This window comes from Curtobacterium sp. MCPF17_047 (genome assembly GCF_003234045.1).
Classification (GTDB): Bacteria; Actinomycetota; Actinomycetes; order Actinomycetales; family Microbacteriaceae; genus Curtobacterium.
On sequence record NZ_QKSF01000005.1, the window covers coordinates 54,523 to 72,999 of the forward strand.

Here is an 18,477-nt window from a genome sequence, read left to right on the forward strand (position 1 = left end):
ATTGGACGGGAGCAGGCCCAGATCAGTGGGCTTCGGCGGACGACGCCTTCTGGTCGTGCATCGTTCCGGGCATCGTCGGAGCGCTTGTCTGCAGTCTGCTGGTCGTCCCGTTGTCTTCGGGCGCTTCGCGATGGGGCGCAGCGATCACTTTCGGGGCGGTGAGCGCGGGAACAGGCATCATCGCGTTCTTCTGGATCGCGATGATGCTCGCTGCTCAAGGAGCGACGACGCCGTTCCTGGTCGTCCTTGCCCCGCTCGGGCTGGGAGTGCTCGTGTTCGGCCTCTCCCTACTCGTTCAGACGAGGACCGCCCAGTCGACGATCGCGAGCTTGACTAGTTCGAGCCTGCAGATTGCATCGCCAGTGTTTTCCGGAAGGCATCCGCGGTCCCTTCCACCAGGTCGGCGGGGTCGCTGGCCAGGATTCGACCGCTGGAGTAGCAGGCGACCGCGAGTTGCCCTGCAATGGTGGCAACGTCAACGGGGGCGTTCTGCATGATGAGCGCCTTCGTGAACTCGTTCGCGATGTACTGGTGCTTGACCGCTTCGCGTGCCCGCAGCTCCTCGTGCGCGTCGAGAAGCCTTGTGTGCCGCCCGTACGTGGCAAGGTCCGAGATCGCTTGTGCGCAGAGTTGGAGGACAAGCGGTTCGAGCGCGCTCAGGGCGTCTCCGAGGGTTTGCACGGCTGGCGCGGGATCCCAAAGCGCGGATGCAACGGTAGTGATCGCGTCGAACATGGCCTGCTCTTTGGCGAAGACGACTTCTGTCTTGTCGCCGAAGTGTCGGAAGAACGTCGTCCGGCCGACCTCGGCCCGTTCGGCGATGTCCGTGACCGAGACCGCGTCGAAGCCTCGCTCGGCGAACAACTCATCTGCGGCGTCGATGATCCGGCTCCGCGCGGCACGCTGCTTGCGTTCGACCAAGGTCAGCGGGGTCGTGTCTGCTTCGGCGGCTGGCTCGGTCATGGCTTCACTGTACCAACAAGTGCCGGACTAGGTTCCAACGTGAACGGGGTGTGATACGGTACTGAGTACCAAACAAGGAGGAGCAATGCTCTCGACAGATGACCGGCTTCAGATCTCCGAGACTCTCGCGCGCCAGGCGTTCATGGTCGACGAGAACGCCCTGGATCAACTCGGTGAGGTGTTCACTCCCGACGCCACGTACGACATGACCAGTTCCGGGATGGGCGCTTTCGAGGGTCTGGAGGCCCTGCGAACCGCGGCGGGGCAGCTGTTCGCCTCCGGGCATGCGCCGCTGTCGCACTTCGTGACGAACATCGTCATCTCGGAGACGGGGGAGTCGACGGCGTCGGTGCGATCCAAGGGACTGATGATCATGGCTCACGGCGGCGTGCACGGCGTCGTCTACGACGACACGGTCGTCCTGCATGAAGGCCGCTGGCTGATCGCGAGCCGCGTCATCCTGCCGCTCCGTACGACATCCAACGTTGAGCACTGATGCGAGGGGCGACGCTGGGTAAAGTCCTGGTCTCCGCTACTGCGGTGGCGCAGATGGTCGGCCCGTACGTGTTCGACTTCAACGAAACGCACATCTACAACGACTCCTGGCCTCCGCACGCGAAGTTCCACAACGCGCAGACCATGAGCTCCGGCGTCGCGTTGTCGATGGCGACCCTGGCGAACTTGTGGCGGCCGGGCTCCGGCCGTGTGGGCGTGGACGCTGCCGCGTTCGCGGCAAGCACGTACTGGCTCAGTCAGCTCTCGGCGTTCTTCTACCCGGGAACGGCAAGCGTGGACCCGCCCGCTGAGGACGATTGGCCGCAGCTCAAGTTCACCATCCCCATGCTGGCCGTGATCGGCGTCGGCTGGTTCCTCGCACGCCGCGGGCTCGCTGGGACCCGGCAGCGATGAGGCGCCTGCAGTACCACCGCTACGGCGGTCCCGAGGTCCTGGTGTTGGAAGACGCGGCCATCCCGCAGCCAGGTCGGCGCCAGATCCTCGTGCGCGTGCGTGCAGCATCGGCGAACGCCATGGACTGGAAGATCCGCAACGGCGAGATGCGGGTCATGACCGGCAGGAGGTTCCCACGCGGTGTCGGCCACGATTTCGCCGGTGTCGTCGAACATGTCGGAGAGAGCGTCACCCGCTTTCGGGTAGGCGACGCGGTCCTCGGCGCGGCGCGCCTGCAGCATGCGGGAGCGTTCGCGGAGTTCGTGATCGCCGACGAACGATCCGTCGCTTCCAAGCCCGACGACCTCTCCTTCGAACATGCCGCAACCCTGCCGGTGGCCGGCCTCACCGCCTACCAGGCGGTCACGGCGGCCGGCAAGCTCCGACCTGGACAGCGCATCTTCATCAACGGCTGCCTCGGCGGAGTCGGACGGATCGCCGTCCAGGTCGCACTCGCGGCAGGCGCGAGCGTGGCCGGGAGCTGCCGGTCGGGCACGGAAGCCGAAGCTCGTCACCTCGGCGTCGACCCCGTCGTGACGTTCGACACAGATCCTCTTCCGCGCACCGGCCGGTTCGACGTGGTCTTCGACACGGCAGGGACCCTGCCCTACGGCGTCGCACGCCAGATGCTCACCCTCCACGGACGCATCATCGACATCGTCCCCGCGGCATCGAAGTTCGCCCGCAGCGTCCTACCCGGCCCCTACAGCGCGTTCATGGCCCGCCCCGACAGCGACGACCTTCAGCGCGTCGCCGACGCCGCCGGACGAGGCGAGATCGTCACCCGCATCGCTCGTGCCGTCGCCCTGGACGACGCCATCCCCGCCCTCGCGGAGCTGGAAACCGCCCCCACCTCCGGCGGCGGAAGACTCGTCATCACCATCGAGTGACCTGCGGGGTTCACCCCCGCCGCATCAACGCTCCTCGATCGAGTACACCGTCGGACACCATCACCCCACCTGGAGATACAACGCATGGCCATCACCTTCTGGATCGTTGCCGGTCTCGCCGCAGTCGCCTTCTTCGGCGCAGGCCTGATGAAACTGATCCGCCCAGTACCGGCCCTCAAGGAAGCCGGCATGGGCTGGATCGAGGACTACTCCAACACCACCGTCAAGCTCATCGCCCTTGCAGAAGTCGTCGGAGCAATCGGACTCGTCCTCCCCATCGCGACCCGCATCGCCCCTGCCCTCAGCCCCGTCGCCGGCGTCGCCCTGACCGTGATCATGGCCGGAGCGATCGCCGTTCACGTCCGCCGCAAGGAATCTCCCATTGCCGCAATCGTCCTGACCGCGCTGCCCCTCGCCGCCGCGATCCTCGGCTTCATCCTCGTGTTCTCGTGAGCCTGCAGCCGGTGTGAAGAAGGCTGTCGCAGACAGACAGACAGACAGACAGACAGCACTGCCACGTCGGCGCAGCTCCACGATCTGGAGACCGTACGCCTGTAGCCATGTTCGGCCGCCCGTCAGCCGGTCGGCGACCGGACGGCATCCAGGTCGCCGGAGCGGCGTCGGGGCCGAAGGCGATCACTGTCCCGATGAATCGGGCTCGGTAAGTGTCATTTCTCAAGTCAGGTGAGACTCTTTCGCAGCGATGAGACCATGCGCTGCTTGAGAACGCCGGATTGAGGCGTTCCGGATTCTTCTCACCGGACGTGAGACCTTCTGGGCTGACAGGCCAGAACGACGGAAACGACGGCGAAGCTGGTGGGCTTCGCCGTCGTCTTGGTCTTGGTCTTATTCAGTTCAAGTTGAGGACCCTGTCCTCGGGTTCGCAGTCGGTGCAGCCGCGTGACTTCCGACGGTTCGGGACGCTCTGTTGCTTGACGTGTCCGAAGGCGCACTTCCACCAGTGCCGGTCGGTTCCGGCGAACATGAGCTCGGGCCGCTTGGGGACGTTGAGGTAGTCGTGCCACTCGGTGACGAGGAGCGGGTCGGTGGTTGCGAGGTCGTTGACTCGGAGGACCAGTCGTCGGCTGGAGCAGAGCGAGCATCCGTAGCCCTGGACCTTTCGGTCGATGCGCTGTGGATACCAGTGGGCGGCGCTGGTGGTGCACAGCCAGTAGACCTCGTCGTTCGAGCCGTAGGAGTAGTCCTCGGGTTGCTTGCCGTTGTTGCGGGTGGGGTGCCACTGGGCGGCGATGTCGGGGTGCGTGTCGACGAGGCTCGTGCGCGTGCTTCGGAGTCCGGCGCGGCGGCAGGGCTCGCAGCCGGAGCCTTGGCTGCGGTTGTAGAGGGACATCTTGTAGTGGTGTCCGCAGTCGGGGCAGATCCACTCGGGCTTGTCTCCGCTGCCGGCACACATCTTGGTCGCGGGGTGACCTGCTTCATAGGCGGGGTCGAGTTCGGCGGCGAGGCGGGGGTGGGTGGTGGTGAGGTCGTTGATGCCGGCGACGATGGTGCGGTTGCTGCAGATGCCGCAGTTCGTGCCGCCCTGGGTTCGGTTCGATGCGGTGGCCCAGTAGACGTGTCGGTTGCGTGGGCAGCGCCACGCGAGGCTGAGTCGGGCTGCGGCCTGAATGTTCTGAGCGGTAGTCGTGCCGTTGAGGACGGGGTCGAGTTCCTTGGCGATGTCAGGGTGCGTGGTTGCGAGGTCGTTGTAGCCGGGGGCGACGGCGCTGTTGGTGCAGACCGGGCATCGACCTTTGCTGGAGTGCTGGTGTCCGTGGTCGCAGATGACGAGGCCGCCGCGGCCGATGAGGAGGCTGCTGGTGCGCTTGTCTTCGGCGTTGTAGGACGTGAAGGGGATGACCTGGTGTGCGGCGACGTACGCATCGGCGAGGTGCTGCGGGACAGCGTGGTCGTGTGCCCAGGCAGGTTCGTAGGGTGTTGCTGTGATGACTGCGTGGCGGAGGGCCCAGAAGGTCGGGCGGAAGTAACCCCACAGCGCGGCGGTGACCGGGGTAGCGTTGCGTCCGGCGAGACCGGTTACAGCGTCGGTGAGGACGGCGTAGGCGTGCGCATAGTCCGTGCCAGGGCGCAGGAGTTCCTCGAGGAACCGACCGGTGGTCACCGCGGCGGCGACATCGACGATGACGGCAAGGTCTGCGACGTCGCCGTTGCCGATTCGAGCGGTCGCACTCCGAAGAACGTTGTAGAGGTGCGGGGTCAGCCGGCCGCTCTTCTGGAGCCGGTCGAAGCGGAGTGCTGCGCGGACGGTGGTGGCGTCGACTGCGGTCTGCCTGGTGGAGAGGTCGAGTCCGACCCAGCGACGGTGCCGGATGCACACCGGGTTGGTGAAGCCGGGTGCTTGTACGACGGTCTCGCCCTTGGTGCAGAGGGCGCACATCAGCCGCACGTTGCCGGCGTCCGGGCAGAGCTCGCAGCGGTGCTCGGCACCGTTGCGTTCGGCAGCGGAGAGCGGGGCACCGAAGCGGAGGCGGCGGCCGGTCTTCAGCTCGAGCACGTCCCGCCAGGCGAGGGTCGCCGTCTCAGCTTTCGCAGCGCGGAGCAGCTGCTTCTGGTGCGATTCGAGTTCGCGGTTCGCCGTCAGCAGTCGGCGCGTGTAGCTGGATTCGGTCTCTCGGTGGAGGGGCTTGACGGTCATCGGGTAGCGGCGGGTGAGGAGGTCGTTCATGCTGCGATTCCTGGCAGGAGGGTCTTCTTGCTGCGGGCGTTGCGGGCGGCGTGCTCGGCGTATGCGGACTCGGCGGCGGCGTCGAGTTCCTGCGCGTCGAGCAGCGCTCGGTCGATGCGCTCGAAGGGGATGGTCGGGTCGGTGATGGCGTCGCTGGCGGCGCCAGTGAGGAGCCGTCCGAGGCTGCCAATGGAACCGTTCGTGCGGGCGTGGAGGTAGTCGGCGAGGTCCGCGAGGGAGCCGTGTTCGTGGTGGCGCAGTGGGAGGTGCTTCTCGAAGGTGTTGACGATTCTCTTCCAAGCCTTCGCGTCCGTCTGGTTGCTGAGGTTGTACGGGCGCAGTTCCAGCAGGGAGAAGCGGCCGCCGATCTGTGCTCCGCGTTCTGTGGCGAGCATCTTCTTCACGTTGATGCCGGCGTAGAGGAACGTCGCGGGGAGGTCGTTGTGGAGGTTCTTGAGCAGGTCGTGGGATTCGCCGTTGCCTTGTGTGTGGCGGGAGAGGTTGTGGAGTTCATCGATGACGACGAGCTGGGTACCGGCGGCGTTGAGGAGGTCGACGACGCGGTTGCGGATGCCCAGCATTGTTTCGCTGCTGCTGACGGTGAGGCCGAAGAAGTCGGCGAAGGTGCGCATGAGGAGTTTGCCGGTGGAGCCGGCGGGAACCTCGATGTAGACCACGGGGATGCGGTTGTGTGCGCGGAAGTCGGGGAACTGGGTTCCGTACGAGCGGTAGATGTGCCGCATGAGGCTCTTGCACAGCGTGGTCTTGCCGAGAGTGGAGTTGCCGGAGATGACGAGCCCGGCGTGGCCGGAGTTCCGGCCGGCGTTCGCGGCGAACGCCTTCTCGAGCTGGGTGCGGGCCTTGGTGTAGTGCGGCGTGGCGAGGACGATGCCGCCGGAGAGGTAGAGGATGCGGGCTCGGTCGTGTGCGGCCCGAGCTTCTGCCGTCAACGCTCCGTACGCGTGGTCGTCGAATGCGGCGGGCGCTGTGGAGCTGCCGGAGAGGAACGCGTCGAGGGTCTCGAGGCGGTGCAGGGCTGCGGGGCGGTCGTCGCCGTGGAAGTGAATCATCGGTGAGCCGTTTCAGTCGAGGACGTAGATGACGTCGTCGTCGTCATCGTCGGAGGAATCGATGGGGTCGGTGGGGTCGGTGGAGGGAAGGTTCGGCGTACTTTCGATGGCCGTGTGCAGCGGCGCTCCGGCAAGTGCCGCGGTCACCGCGGCCACGTCGCTGCGGTCGGTTTCGGCGTCATTGAGGTCGAAGTCGTTGTCTTCGAGGTGCGGGTAGAAGAGCGCGTCTTCGTTGCGGACGGTGCACTCAATCCAGCCGCCCTTCGGGTCGGCGACCCAGGCCTTCACCGGGTTGTAGGGGTCGAGCTTGACTTCGTGCCTGCCGTTGCGGCGTCGGATGTTCGACTTGGTGTTTCGGAGCGGGTCGAGCCCTTCGGCGTCGAACTGGCGGTAGTTGATGGTGACGCCGGTGTCGGTGACGTGCCGGTACATGGTGGGCAGCATCGCGATTTAGTCGTCGCAGGTGAAGGTCGTTTCGAGGTTGCTGGTCAGCCTCGAGGCGGCGGCGAACATCTGGTACGGCGTCAGCTTGTTTTCCGGGTGCATCAGGTCGCGGAGGCCGCCGTGCGGGCGGTGGTTCCAGACCTTGAGGAACCAGTCGTCGAGGAGTTCATGGAGTGCGTAGATGTCCATGAGCTCTTCGCGCTCAACCTTGAGGCCGCGGAACTCGGGGGAGCGACCGACGTAGCCGTACCGGTACTGCAGGAGGAGAGAGTCGATGCTGCCGAAGTTGCGTTCGACGAGTGGCTTGCTGGTTGGGGTGTGCGGGGCGCTGTAGCGGATGTCGACCCCGTGCATCTCGGCGGCGGCGCGGAACGCTTCCGAGGTGAAGTCCTTGCCGTTGTCCATCACGATGCAGCGGGGGTGCACGAACGGTCGCGACTGCTCGTATTCGCGACGTTCCTCCGCGCTCATGAGCGTCACCGTGGGGTTCATCCGCTGCACCATCGCTCGGAACACGGCGTTGTTCGGGCGGTTCTGCGGCGGCGTCAGGGCCTGCGCGAGAAGTGCGACGTGGTCGACGGCCTTCCCGGCGACGAGGCGGAGGGTGAACGCGAGGACGAGCCGTGTGGCGCGGTCGAGCAGAACCGTCAGGATGGGGCGGACGGGTTCGCCGCTGGGCGACTTCACGAGGATGTCAAGGGTCGTGGAGTCGACCTGGACCTCGGCGCCGGGCAGCAGTTCCGTGCGAGTGTTGAAGACGCGCTTCGGTCGGTTTTCCAGTGACCGTCGGGTCGATGCGGAGCCGGTTGTGTGCTTGCCCTTGGTCAGCAGGTCGATGTACCGGTACATCGTCGCGTTCGATGGCATGTCCGGAGCTTCGGCGCCGTGCCACCTCACGAGGTTCGCCGCTGTCTCGGCGATGAGGCGGCTCTTCGTACCGGTCGACCGGTTCTTCTGGTCCGCGATGACGGCGCACAGTGCGTCGTAGACGTCGGGGTTGATGTTCTTGAGCGGCGGGTCTGAGCGCTGCGCCCGGCCATCAGCGAGCGCAGATGCGCCGTCGTTCCGCCAAGCCTTGAGCTTGCGCATCACCGTGGCGCGGGACGCAGCCTGTCCGTTCTTCTGCAGCTCCTGCACCTTCGCCGCGACGCGCTCGTTCTGCGTGGTCTTCTCGATGTCGTACTCCGGACGGCGCTCGGCCCGACCGGGGTTCACGCCGGTCTCGATTTCCGCGAGGTGGTCCGCCATCGTGACCGCGGCTGCTCTGGTCTTGTCTGGCAGGTTCTCAAATCGACGGACGATCTCGGGGAACGCCTGCGGCAGACCGACGACCTGCTGGCTGAGTTCTGCGATGTGCATGTCGCGGGTCTCGCCGGTGGCGGTGTTGCGGAGTCGGATGACGCTGCCGGAGCGGGCGATGAACTGGTGGATGCTGCCGTCGCGGAACTCGATGGGGTCGTCGACGTTGATGCTGGTCATGGGAGGGTCCGTTCGATGAGGGCGCGGTCGGAGATGGGGGCGGTGAGGTCGAGGCTGAAGAGGCCGCTCCAGATGAGGTGGTACAGACCGGCGCGGCCCTGGTCGAGGGCGTCAGGAGCGAGCAGCCGAGCGACGTCGCGAAGAGGAAGCGGCCGATGCAGCGCGTCCACCGTTCGGGCTACGTCCTCTAGTGGGGGCCGGTAGCCGTGGTGCTTGAACCCGGCTACCCACGACAGGTTCACGTCAACCTGGCGAGGCAGCTCGTGGTGCACCTCGTAGTGAAAGCCAACGTGCTCGCAGAAGGCACGAGTCTTCGCAAACTGCTCCTGGAACTTCGGGATGTACTTCTTCGGCTTCACATCACGAAGCACCTGACGGTGGTCGCTATGGAGGGTGAGGATGTCCGGCGTGTGTGACGTGCCGTCCGCGAAGTCGATGCGCACGGGCTGCGCGCTGAGGGCGATCACGTCTTCCGACATGTCGAGCCACCGCATGACCTGTGCTTCGAGCTGCGATTCGTGCCAGACGTGCTTCCTGGCGCCGGTGAAGAAGTAGAGGCCCTGGATGTTCTTCTGGCGCGGGTATCGGTGCGGCTGGCGGAAGAGCGCAACGTCGTAGAGTTCTCGGTTGAGCAGATCCGAGTTCGCAGCCGCCGTCTTCGGGCGGGCACGCTCCACGTTCGGCATCCATGTGACGGTCGCCGGCAGCGCAAGCGCCGCAGCGTCCGCCGAAGTCAGCGTGCGCTGCGGCGTTCTACTCCTCGGCCTGGAGGCCCGTGGTCGCGGGAGGGCTCGCGAACCGAAGGCCAGGGCCGGGTTCAGCGGGGTGGTGAGGGTCATGTCTACCCCTGTGCTGCGACGCCGACGCCAGCGGGGTGGAAACACGATTTGAGTCCTGCTTCTGGCATGAATATGCTCCTTTTGGTGCGTTTTCGGCACGTTTGAGGGGTACGGAAGGGTCGAGATGGCAGGGCCGCGCTTCGTCCCACGGGACTTCGCCGAGGATGCAAGGGGCTTCGGGCATACGCCGGTGCTGCGGTGGTTGCAGGCTGCTGACCGGCGGGCGGAGATGTTCCTCCGCGCCGCGCAGGTGCAGCACCAGCAGGTGCTGCGGATCCGGGAACGGATGCAAGCGCGGGGACTCAGCCCGAAGCAGTACGCAGCGCAGGCGGGGACGAGCTACCCGCGGCTGCTTCGACTGCTCCGTGGGGAGGCGATCCTGCGACTCGAGGACATCGCCCTTGCCGACCTGGTCCTCGGGGGTGTCATCGACGAGCCGGCCGCCGCCGCGCCGACGGAGCCTTCCACGAGTGACCTGCAGGCGTTGCTGGAAGCGATACCCGAGCGCACCGCGCGGGCGGTCCTCGGGCACATCAAGGCAGCGCAGTCACAACGCGTGCCGGGCGCTGCTGGTGCGCGCCCCGGGGCTCGTCCTCGCTGAGCCGTCGGTCCCGCGCGGCGGCGTGAGTGCAGGGTGTGCTGGTTCCTCCTTCCGATAGGTCCCTCGATAGGTCAGTCGCGCGAGGCAGCGATTGCGGTCGTCTGCGGGATCGCTGGCTGGAGAGGCGTCCTGCCTCCGGACGTGTAGCGACCGTAAGCGCCCACAACCCGTTCTGGTTCCTGCTCTTGGACCGAGGTCCTCAACTGGCAAGACCTCGTCGACGCGATCAGGACTCCGACCGCGCATAGCCCTTCCCGGGACCGACCGCCGGTCCCGGGAAGGGACCAATGGACGCGTCCAACTGCACGCCCGACTACGTCGCCGAGCTTCACCAGCACTACGCCGAAGTCGCCAACCAGCCCGGCACGGCCCTGAGCGTGGACCAGCGCCGCGGTGTCGAGTTCTACCTCGCTGACATCGGGGAGACCGAGCAGCCCGCGACCGTCATCAGGAACTGGATCGCCTTCGTCCACGACCTCGACCGCTTTATCAGCGCCATCGGACGGCTACCCCGATCCGACTCTCGCCGACCACGTGCACGGACGGAGGAGCAAGCCCTGGTGGATCGGCTCGCGTACCAGCGCCGGCCAGAAGTCCGTGCCGCGCACTGCAGCTACCAGACGCTCCGGTTGGAGTCGTTTCCTAGCTTCCGTTGGGAGCCGCAGGAGGAGCGGTGGGCGGAGCAGCTGATGCTGCACCAGTGGTTCTGGGCGCATACGGGACGGGCCCCTCGCCGCGACGCGCAGGACCCGAACGAACGAGCAATCGCTCGCTGGGCGACGCAGCAACGAGCGGCCCAACGCAGCGGCACGCTCACCCCCGACCGCGCACGCCAGCTCCGCGACGCCACTTACCGCGTTCTCTAGCTGCGCTGGGACGTGCCCAGCGTTTTTGGCGGACCCGGTAGGGAACTTTCCTGCTCTTGGACGGAGGTACGTCACCGAGCCACCGCCGACGGCGCACGTTTCGTAGCGTTCAAAGCACCGGCAGCCAGCAGACAAAGAAGCGCAGCAGCTCGCCGGCTAGACGTCCGGAGAAGCACGAAAGCGAAGGCGTGATGAGCACGAACCGGGAAGAACCTGAGCGCCGCGAACGGCAGCAAGCCGCTATCGAAGGCATGGCGCGGATCTCGTTGTCGGACCTGCGCGACCAGAGTCCCCCGAACCTGACAGCGCTCTATGCCGACGTCCAAGACGGCCAGGCCCTGATCCCTGGTCTGAAGATGGGCATCGGCGCCCTCACCGTACAGCGATGGGACCCATCCTTCGCAGCCGCCGGTTGGACTCTCCATGGTGCGGACCTCACCCTCGACATGGGTCACCCCTTCGGTGCGATGTTCTACCGCAACGACGCCGACAACCGTGTCCTGCGTATCGGCGTGCAGTGGCATCCGCCGGTGCAGCAGCTTGAGTTCCCGGCACTGCACCCGTCGAAGCCGGAGTTGACGTCCAACTGCAGCGACGAGGAAGTAGCCGCGGTCGTTCTCGACGCGCGGAGTCGGATCGGGACTCTTGTCGCGGTCAACGCGCAGATCGGGTCGTTCGTCGCCGCCCACGAGTCCGAGGACGCGATCCTCGAGGCGTCCGGTCTCGGGTTGGAGCGGCTGTCAGAGGATGACCCGAGGTTGGCTGGCAATGTCTGAGCGCCTGTCGCCGCGGTTCGAGCCGATCCCGTTGCGGCTGCTGTCGTTGACTGCTCAGTTCGACGCCGTCATTTGGCCGGCGCTGGTGGGGATGACGTTCACGAACTCCACCGGTTCGGCGATCCTGCAACGACACGTCACCGTTCGAGCGTCCGACGACACGTGGACGTTCAGTCTCCTCAACGGGGCACCGTTGACGAATCCAGCAGAGCCCCTGGTGGAAGCGGCGACCCAGGTGATGACCGTGTTGTCGGAGCTCCGCGCGATGGGTCGTGGTGTGGAAGCGGCCGGCCCCGCTGATGTCTGACCGGAAGTGGGTGCAGGACATCCGGCAGCAGCAGACGGTCCTGTCGTTGCCGTTCGGACTCGGCTGGACCATCGACATCACCCAAACGCTGACCGCCCTCGCCGCCGCCGGTATGCCCGCCCAGGTGGAAGCGTTCGACCGGCTCCGGTTCGAGGACGGCCGGTCTGCGTTCCTCGCCACTCCGGACCCCACCACCACCGTTCATGACGGAGCTGGGGACGGCCGCCACGACGATGTGGTCCTCCTGCCAGGTGGATCGGAGGGCGGCGTCCTGTCGCTTGTGCGCCGGTATCCGGACTTGGTGGTCGTGAATGGGAAGCGGCAACGCGTCTGGGCAAACGGCCGGCAAGTGCACGGAACGTCAATGCAACGAGACGCGACACCGCGCTGGCGTCATGTGTTCGCCATCGCCCGGACCATCGCCATGCACGGTGGCGGCACGCATGCCATCGCGGAACACATCGGCATCCCGGCAGACGACGTCCGGGCAGCCATGCCGACCCTTGGCGAGCATGTGTTCCACACGCCGTTGGGGTGGGAAGCGACGGACCGGCCCTCGCTCATCGACTGGGCTCTCGCCGCCTACCCGGGCCCCGGCGGGGTGCGCACCTGCTGGCACCGCGACGACACCATCGACTCGCAAGCAGATGAGCTCATCGGGCTCGGTGGGGTGATGTCGGACCGGTGGGCCGCGCAGCAGGCCGGCGTTCTGGTCCCGCCGAACCGGCTGACCGCGTTCTTCGCGAAGCATCCCGACATGGCCGCGCTCGGCTACGAGCCCGCATCAGCGGATGACGCCACCGTGGCGGTCATCATCCCGCAGGACACCACCATCCTGACCCCGGCCGAGGGGAACTGCACGGACGAGTTCGTCACCGCGCACGTGCTCCACGAAGACAGCTGGGTGACCGCGAACACCGACGCGGTGCACGGGCTGCGGCAGCTGCTGCACTTCCAATCCGACCTCGCCCACGACCTCCGCTGGCACCCCAGTGGAAGTTGACGAGGGGACGCCGATGATGTTGCAGCTGCTGTCCATGACGTTGGCATTCGACGACACCCGCTTCTTCGGCTCCGTCATGTTCACCAACCCCACCCACCCCAACGACAAGCCCTCAGTCGTCCTCATCGACCACGCCGACCAGGCGCCGTGGTTCCGGCTCAGCAACGTCGACCCCGACGCGCAGGACCCGTCGGATCCGGCAATGGCGGAAGCGGACCGGATCATGCGGTTCATCCTCACCTGGGCGCCAGAACGTCTCGGCCGCACCCGCCCCGACCCTCAGCAGCACTAGCAAGCCCCGCTGCTGTCCCGACTTCTTGGAGCTACCAACGATGATGCGTCTGGTGTCCATGCACCTCTCGAACGACCGGATCCTCTGGGGTCACGTCCTCCTCGAGGACACCGACAACCCGAACGCGCACCTGGTGCAGATCCTCGTACGCCCCATCGACAAGGAGCCCGGGTATGAGCTCTTCGACAAGACCAACACGGTCCTGTCGGACCTGAGCGTGCCGGCGACGCGGGAAGCGAACCGCATCGTTCAGACCCTCCTCATCCCAGCCTCTGAAGTCGCCCGACGAGAACAGGCCGTCCGGGCGGTGATCCACTCCGGGTACCTCGAAGGGTTCCCTGACGACATGCCCTGGCAGTCGCCACTGTGGATGTACGCCCGCGGGGAGATCACTCCTGAGCAGCTCAGCGCCTACGCCGACAACGGCCGGCAGATCCGCCGCGACCCCGAACACAGCGCCGTCAACGCAGCCGACGTACCCGAGGACTGGTGGCGAACCACGCAGGCCCGCATCCGCCGACACCTCCTCGACTCGACACTCACCGAAGCAGAAGCCGCCGCCGCCCTCCAAATCAGCATCGATGAGGTCGGCGAGCTGTTCGGGTCGAACCGCCTACTGAGCTTCGACCTCGAGGGCGAAGAACGCATCCCCGACTGGCAGATCCTCGCCCCGGCCCTCCCCGAGTTCGGCGACCGATCCGCCCTGCTCCCAGGCTTGGAAGTGCTCTACGCGGCAGCACCGCAGCCGCTGCTGGACGCGGCAGCGATGACCGAGTTCATGACCACACCCCGCACACACCTCACCATCGACGCTCACGCCCTGACGCCGTTGCAATGGATTCGGGAAGGGCGCCCGCTCGAGACAGTCATCGCCCTGTTCCGGGGACGTGAATGGTGAGCGCCAGTGGCCGCCCGGACCTGTTCCTACTCAGCGTCGCCTTCGACCTCGCCGGCACCCACGGACACATGTACTTCCGCGACCCGACCAGCACCGAACTCCGTCAGATCATCGTTCACAGCGCCGACGGCGGCTCTGGCTATCGGTGCGAACCCGCAGCTGGCGACACTCGCGACGGGTGGGAGCCGTTCCTCACCGAAGCCGGCTGGCTCATGGCCCTCATCCGACCAGACACCGCGGAGGAACGCAGCTGATGGGGCCAGGGCTCGAATGGGTCGCTGCTGCGTACGCCGGTCGGCCGCAGATCACGATGCCGTACGGGCTCGGTGACACCACCGACCTCACCGACGCCCTCGCCGTCCTCAAGCTCGCCGGGCTCGCCGCGGTCGTGGAGACGCACGACACGATCCGCCTCGCCGACGGCCGCCGAGCACGCTTCCCCACCCTCACGCAGAACCCCCGCAACGAAGCAGTCGCGGACGCAGACTTGCTGCTCCTGGCGCCGCGGACCGTGACAGTCACGCAGATTGCCCTCGCTGAACAGACGGCGACCGTTCTGCTCGTCGACGTCGACCGGCGCCGCGTGTGGGTCGACGGGAAGCAGGTTCTCGGGAGTTGGGACCGGTGGAAGGACGCTGCACCGATCTACGTCACCTTCGCCGTCGCACGGATGCTCGCCGTCAACGGTGCCACGTTCGACGGCCTCGTCAGCGCTGGCTTCACGGCAGGGCAGGTGGACGATGCGCTCGCACGGCTCGGCAAACGCGTGCACCGCACTCCGATCGGGTGGGAATCACGGCAGGTGGGTGGGCTCGTGGACTTCGCGATCGCCTGTTACCCAGGCCCGGGCGGCGCCAGAACCCGGTGGACGTCAGACCTTCCACTCGTCGAACAGGCGGAACGGCTCATCAGCGCGGGCTGCCGGATCTCCGGCCGCGCCATCTCCGACCGCCCCGGCTACCCAAAGATCAGCAAGCGAGCCATGCCGTACCGGCTCGTCGCGTACACCGAAAACGAACTCGACATGACAACACTCGGCTTCGAACCCGACACGGTCGGCTACTCCGGTACTGAACTCATCCGCCCCGCAGACCCAACCATCTTCGCCACCGCAGCAGCCGCCGGATACACAGACCGAACCGACGACATCATCACCGCGAACACGCTCCTCCGCGCCGACATGCGCAACGACGACGACGCGGCCTCGCTCGAAGAGGTACGGAGCCGGCTGCAGTTCCTCGCCGACACCGGATACGACCTGCGACACAACCTGCCGAGCTGAAACGCTCTCCCTGACGACCAGCAGCGTTCGTTTGAGGAAGGTCCGTGAGGATCAAATCGGACCAACTATCTGGGACGCAACGACGCTCAGCCGGCCGGCGGACCACCGCCGGCCGGTGGACGACAGGCTGAAGGGACGGGTCTCGACGGCATCCGGGATCCCTTATGTATCAGCGGTATGCAAAAGGGTCAAAAGGTGTATCGTTGGTACATGGTCTCCGGACGGACGAAGCTCCTCAACGCTGCGCGCACACTCCTGACGGCGCAGCCGGAGCTCGAGCCGAGCACGCGTGACCTCTACGAGGCGGCGGGGGTCGCAGCTCCGACGCTGTACCACCACTTCGGGACGAAGGAGGGCCTGCTGGACGTGGTCGTCGAGCAGGTTTTCGGGGAGTACATCGAGCGGAAGAGGGGCATGGTGCGTTCCGGGGACCTCATCGCTGACTTCGTTGCCGGGTGGGAGCTACACGTCGAGTTCGGCGTGGCCAACCCGGTCCTGTACGCCCTCATGTACGCGCCCGGCCGGACCAGCGGCGCGGCCGCGACTGCCGACGAGCTCCTGCGCGTTGGCCTGCAGCGCATGGACGACGCGGGGGTGCTCCGCATCGACGTTGACACCGCCGTCACCATGACGACGGGCATGGCCGTGGGGTGCGTGTCGCAGCTGAACCGCCTGCGGCGCCCGACTAGTGATCCGGCGGCCATCGCGACGCGGGCTGCGCTCGTGGCCGCACTCACCGGCAGCCCCCCGCCCGCGCCGACAGCGGCGACGTCGACGACGACGCCAGCCGGAGCAGCTCAGTTCCTGATTGACGAGGTCGCCGCACGCGACGCGCAGTTCACACCGGCCGAGGCAGCTCTCTTCACCCAGTGGCTCCACCACATCGCGGAGATCACTTCCACCGCACAGGAAGCACACCCAGCATGACCATGAACTTCCCACCGACGAACACGACCTTCGACCTCGGCGGGGTCACCGTGCCGAGGATGGGCTACGGCGCCATGCAGCTGGCCGGCGCCGGCGTCATCGGGCTGCCGGATGACCCGAACGCCGCCATCGCCCTCCTCCAGCACGCTGTCGAGCGGGGTGTGCGGTTCTTCGACACCGCCAACGCCTACGGTCCCCGCACGGTCAACCAGCTCATCGGCCGCGCGCTCGCGCCGCTCGGCGACGACATCGTGATCGGGAACAAGGTCGGGGCGACACGTGGCCCGCACGGTGAGTGGCTGACCGACAGTCGGCCGGAATCGATCCGGTCCCAGGTCGAGGACGCCCTGCTCGACCTCCGTACCGAGCGGAGTCCGCTCACGTACCTCCGCCTCTGGGGCGACAGCACCGACCGCGCCGGCTCCATCGGAGCGGGGGTCCCACTCGAGGACAGCCTCGGCGTCCTGATCGACCTCCGCGACGAGGGCAAGATCGACCGCATCGGCGTCTCCGGAGCGACGAACGACCTGCTCGCGCAGGCACTGCAGTTGACGCCGATCGCTGCTGTCCAGAACCGCTACAACCTCATCGACCGCTCCGGCATCGAGGTCCTGGACACCTGTGAACAGCATGGCATCGCGTTCGTACCGTACTTCCCGCTCGCCACGGGCGGTCTGACAGGGCTCCCCGCCCTCGCGGAACCAGCTCGTCGCCTCGGGGTGTCTGAGGCGGCCATCGCACTCGCATGGCTGCTCCGTCGCTCGGCGGTCATCGTCCCGATCCCGGGAACGCGCTCCGTCGACCATCTCGACGACAACCTCCGCGCCACGGCCATCGCTGGCGAACTGACAGATGCTGAGGCGGGTCGGCTTACGGCCCTGGAGGACGAATCATCCGCTGCGCTGCCGGAGATGCCGACGCGGATGCTCGACGCACTCCGCCGACCGAAAGCCTGAGTTGATCACGCTGAGCACCGTACGCACGTTCGGGAGCCGATCCTCGACGGGTACCGTCCAGCGACGCTCTCCCCGTTCGGTTGACGACCGGCTATCGGGCGGGAGACACGAGCGGCTGGAGACTCGATTCCCGCCGATTCCCGCCGATTCCCTCCGATGCCCTCGAGCGACGCGGTATGTGTCGCTCGAGGGCATCGGCGAGACTCAGGACGCGACGCCCGCGTCCCTGGGCAGGAGGACGAGCTTGCCGCGGGCGTTGCCGCTGCGGCTGATCGTGAGGACGCTCTGCCAGTCCTCGAGGAGGAACGTTGCGGCGACCGGCACCCGGAAGCGCCCTTCGGCGGCGAGTGCGGCGAACTCGGGAAGTGCCTCGACGCGGTCGGTGAGGTCCTCGGTGGCGGATGAGCGGGTGCCGAGCGCGACGGCAGCGGCGAAGTCGGAAATCGTCAGGACCCGCTTCGGGTCGCCGCCCACGACGCGGATGAGGTCGGGCAGCGAGCCGCCGACCGGTGCGGTGTCGAGTGCGGCGTCGACCGGACCGTCCGCGAGTTCCGCAATGCGCTCCACCATGCCATCGCCGTACGAAGTAACGATGGCGCCGAGGTCGCGCAGCTGCTGTGCATAGGTCTCGCCCGCGGTCGCGATGACGTGCATGCCCCGGAGGAGCGCGATCTGCACGGCCGCGAACCCGATCGTGCTCCCGGCGCCGTGCACAAGGATCGTCTTGCCCGGTTCGAGTCCGAGCCAGCGCAGGTGCGCGTAGGCGGTGTCGACGGTCATCGGCAGCGCCGCGGCCTGCACGAGGTCGAGCCCCTTCGGGACGGGGAACCAACGGTTCATCACCGCGTAGTCGGACGCACCCGCGGACGGTGAGTTCGCCCAGTCTGCGGTGCCGAACACCACGTTGCCGACGAAGACGCCCTCGACGCCGTCGCCCACGGCATCGACGGTGCCGGCGACGTCGCAGCCGACGCCGCGCGGCAGGGTACCCGCGAAGAGACCGCCGCACAGCGCCCAGTCTGCTGGTGCGAGTCCGGCTGCGTGTACGCGTACGCGGATTCGGCCGGACCCCGGCTCGGGTACCGGCGCCGTCTCGAGCCGGAGGACAGCCTCCGGCTCGCCGTACTCGTGGAACCGCAGGGTGCGCATCGTGTCTGTCATCGGAGTCTCCCAGGCTGTTCAGCGTTGCGACAGGCACTGACGCAACGAATCGTCAGTGGCTGACTTTACGTTCCGTCAGTCGCTGACGC

22 protein-coding genes are annotated in these 18,477 nt (G+C 66.8%); 15 read left to right on the top strand and 7 right to left on the bottom strand.

All coding sequences use genetic code 11. The features are described 5' to 3' along the window. Positions 1 to 333 precede the first annotated feature (333 nt). A complete protein-coding gene (locus DEJ33_RS06650) occupies positions 334 to 963 on the bottom strand; it encodes a TetR/AcrR family transcriptional regulator (protein WP_111077417.1) in 630 nt (209 codons plus the stop codon). A gap of 85 nt (positions 964 to 1,048) precedes the next feature. Between DEJ33_RS06650 and DEJ33_RS06655 the strand changes: the two genes are divergently transcribed. From DEJ33_RS06655 to DEJ33_RS06670, 4 genes are all read left to right on the top strand, one after another. Then, positions 1,049 to 1,459, top strand: a complete 411-nt coding sequence (locus DEJ33_RS06655) for a nuclear transport factor 2 family protein (protein WP_111077418.1) — start codon at positions 1,049 to 1,051, stop codon at positions 1,457 to 1,459. Next, the gene (locus DEJ33_RS06660; RefSeq protein ID WP_111077419.1) at positions 1,459 to 1,872 is read left to right on the top strand and encodes a DUF6640 family protein; all 414 of its coding nucleotides are present in this window, start codon (positions 1,459 to 1,461) and stop codon (positions 1,870 to 1,872) included. The genes DEJ33_RS06655 and DEJ33_RS06660 overlap by 1 nt, the downstream gene beginning before the upstream one ends. Continuing rightward, positions 1,869 to 2,801: an NAD(P)-dependent alcohol dehydrogenase gene (locus DEJ33_RS06665; RefSeq protein ID WP_111194506.1), complete on the top strand. Its 933-nt coding sequence runs from the start codon at positions 1,869 to 1,871 to the stop codon at positions 2,799 to 2,801. Before DEJ33_RS06660 ends, DEJ33_RS06665 begins: the two co-directional genes overlap by 4 nt. An 84-nt stretch (positions 2,802 to 2,885) precedes the next feature. Beyond that, on the top strand, positions 2,886 to 3,254 hold the full coding sequence (locus DEJ33_RS06670; protein ID WP_111045114.1) for a DoxX family protein: 369 nt from the start codon (positions 2,886 to 2,888) through the stop codon (positions 3,252 to 3,254). Positions 3,255 to 3,651: 397 nt separating this feature from the next. Here the strand turns inward: DEJ33_RS06670 and DEJ33_RS06675 are convergent, their stop codons facing one another. From DEJ33_RS06675 to DEJ33_RS06695, 5 genes are read right to left on the bottom strand one after another with little or no spacing between them, the layout of a single operon-like run. Continuing rightward, a complete protein-coding gene (locus DEJ33_RS06675) occupies positions 3,652 to 5,487 on the bottom strand; it encodes a zinc-ribbon domain-containing protein (protein WP_111194507.1) in 1,836 nt (611 codons plus the stop codon). Further along, positions 5,484 to 6,557, bottom strand: a complete 1,074-nt coding sequence (locus tag DEJ33_RS06680; RefSeq protein WP_111194508.1) for an ATP-binding protein — start codon at positions 6,555 to 6,557, stop codon at positions 5,484 to 5,486. Before DEJ33_RS06680 ends, DEJ33_RS06675 begins: the two co-directional genes overlap by 4 nt. A gap of 12 nt (positions 6,558 to 6,569) precedes the next feature. Then, complete coding sequence (locus tag DEJ33_RS06685; RefSeq protein WP_111194509.1) at positions 6,570 to 7,001, bottom strand: hypothetical protein; 432 nt, start codon at positions 6,999 to 7,001, stop codon at positions 6,570 to 6,572. 6 nt (positions 7,002 to 7,007) lie between these two features. Further along, complete coding sequence (locus DEJ33_RS06690; RefSeq protein WP_111194510.1) at positions 7,008 to 8,480, bottom strand: DDE-type integrase/transposase/recombinase; 1,473 nt, start codon at positions 8,478 to 8,480, stop codon at positions 7,008 to 7,010. Continuing rightward, positions 8,477 to 9,319: a TnsA-like heteromeric transposase endonuclease subunit gene (locus DEJ33_RS06695; protein WP_111194511.1), complete on the bottom strand. Its 843-nt coding sequence runs from the start codon at positions 9,317 to 9,319 to the stop codon at positions 8,477 to 8,479. The genes DEJ33_RS06690 and DEJ33_RS06695 overlap by 4 nt, the downstream gene beginning before the upstream one ends. A 124-nt stretch (positions 9,320 to 9,443) precedes the next feature. On the opposite strand from DEJ33_RS06695, the gene DEJ33_RS06700 reads away from it, so the two are divergent. The 11 genes from DEJ33_RS06700 to DEJ33_RS06750 all read left to right on the top strand — a co-directional run bounded on the left by DEJ33_RS06700 (position 9,444) and on the right by DEJ33_RS06750 (position 17,227). Next, the gene (locus DEJ33_RS06700; protein WP_111194512.1) at positions 9,444 to 9,920 is read left to right on the top strand and encodes a helix-turn-helix transcriptional regulator; all 477 of its coding nucleotides are present in this window, start codon (positions 9,444 to 9,446) and stop codon (positions 9,918 to 9,920) included. 287 nt (positions 9,921 to 10,207) lie between these two features. Continuing rightward, positions 10,208 to 10,786 carry a helicase associated domain-containing protein gene (locus DEJ33_RS06705; RefSeq protein ID WP_111194513.1) on the top strand — a complete coding sequence of 193 codons (579 nt, stop codon included), beginning with the start codon at positions 10,208 to 10,210 and terminating at the stop codon, positions 10,784 to 10,786. 191 nt (positions 10,787 to 10,977) lie between these two features. After that, on the top strand, positions 10,978 to 11,562 hold the full coding sequence (locus DEJ33_RS06710) for a hypothetical protein (protein ID WP_146242544.1): 585 nt from the start codon (positions 10,978 to 10,980) through the stop codon (positions 11,560 to 11,562). Further along, on the top strand, positions 11,555 to 11,869 hold the full coding sequence (locus DEJ33_RS06715; RefSeq protein ID WP_111194515.1) for a hypothetical protein: 315 nt from the start codon (positions 11,555 to 11,557) through the stop codon (positions 11,867 to 11,869). Before DEJ33_RS06710 ends, DEJ33_RS06715 begins: the two co-directional genes overlap by 8 nt. A 10-nt stretch (positions 11,870 to 11,879) precedes the next feature. Further along, positions 11,880 to 12,872 (top strand): hypothetical protein, encoded by a 993-nt coding sequence (locus DEJ33_RS06720; protein ID WP_146242545.1) that lies wholly within the window; start codon positions 11,880 to 11,882, stop codon positions 12,870 to 12,872. A 13-nt stretch (positions 12,873 to 12,885) separates the two neighbouring features. Next, positions 12,886 to 13,164: a hypothetical protein gene (locus DEJ33_RS06725; RefSeq protein ID WP_111194517.1), complete on the top strand. Its 279-nt coding sequence runs from the start codon at positions 12,886 to 12,888 to the stop codon at positions 13,162 to 13,164. Positions 13,165 to 13,297: 133 nt separating this feature from the next. Beyond that, on the top strand, positions 13,298 to 14,062 hold the full coding sequence (locus DEJ33_RS06730; RefSeq protein WP_146242546.1) for an antitoxin VbhA family protein: 765 nt from the start codon (positions 13,298 to 13,300) through the stop codon (positions 14,060 to 14,062). Then, a complete protein-coding gene (locus tag DEJ33_RS06735) occupies positions 14,059 to 14,316 on the top strand; it encodes a hypothetical protein (RefSeq protein ID WP_181437263.1) in 258 nt (85 codons plus the stop codon). The genes DEJ33_RS06730 and DEJ33_RS06735 overlap by 4 nt, the downstream gene beginning before the upstream one ends. After that, positions 14,316 to 15,344 carry a hypothetical protein gene (locus tag DEJ33_RS06740; RefSeq protein WP_111194520.1) on the top strand — a complete coding sequence of 343 codons (1,029 nt, stop codon included), beginning with the start codon at positions 14,316 to 14,318 and terminating at the stop codon, positions 15,342 to 15,344. The genes DEJ33_RS06735 and DEJ33_RS06740 overlap by 1 nt, the downstream gene beginning before the upstream one ends. 210 nt (positions 15,345 to 15,554) lie before the next feature. Continuing rightward, positions 15,555 to 16,271 (top strand): TetR/AcrR family transcriptional regulator, encoded by a 717-nt coding sequence (locus tag DEJ33_RS06745; RefSeq protein ID WP_111194521.1) that lies wholly within the window; start codon positions 15,555 to 15,557, stop codon positions 16,269 to 16,271. Next, positions 16,268 to 17,227, top strand: a complete 960-nt coding sequence (locus DEJ33_RS06750; protein ID WP_220034450.1) for an aldo/keto reductase — start codon at positions 16,268 to 16,270, stop codon at positions 17,225 to 17,227. The genes DEJ33_RS06745 and DEJ33_RS06750 overlap by 4 nt, the downstream gene beginning before the upstream one ends. A 204-nt stretch (positions 17,228 to 17,431) precedes the next feature. Here the strand turns inward: DEJ33_RS06750 and DEJ33_RS06755 are convergent, their stop codons facing one another. Next, positions 17,432 to 18,388: an NADP-dependent oxidoreductase gene (locus DEJ33_RS06755; RefSeq protein ID WP_220034451.1), complete on the bottom strand. Its 957-nt coding sequence runs from the start codon at positions 18,386 to 18,388 to the stop codon at positions 17,432 to 17,434. Positions 18,389 to 18,477 lie beyond the last annotated feature (89 nt).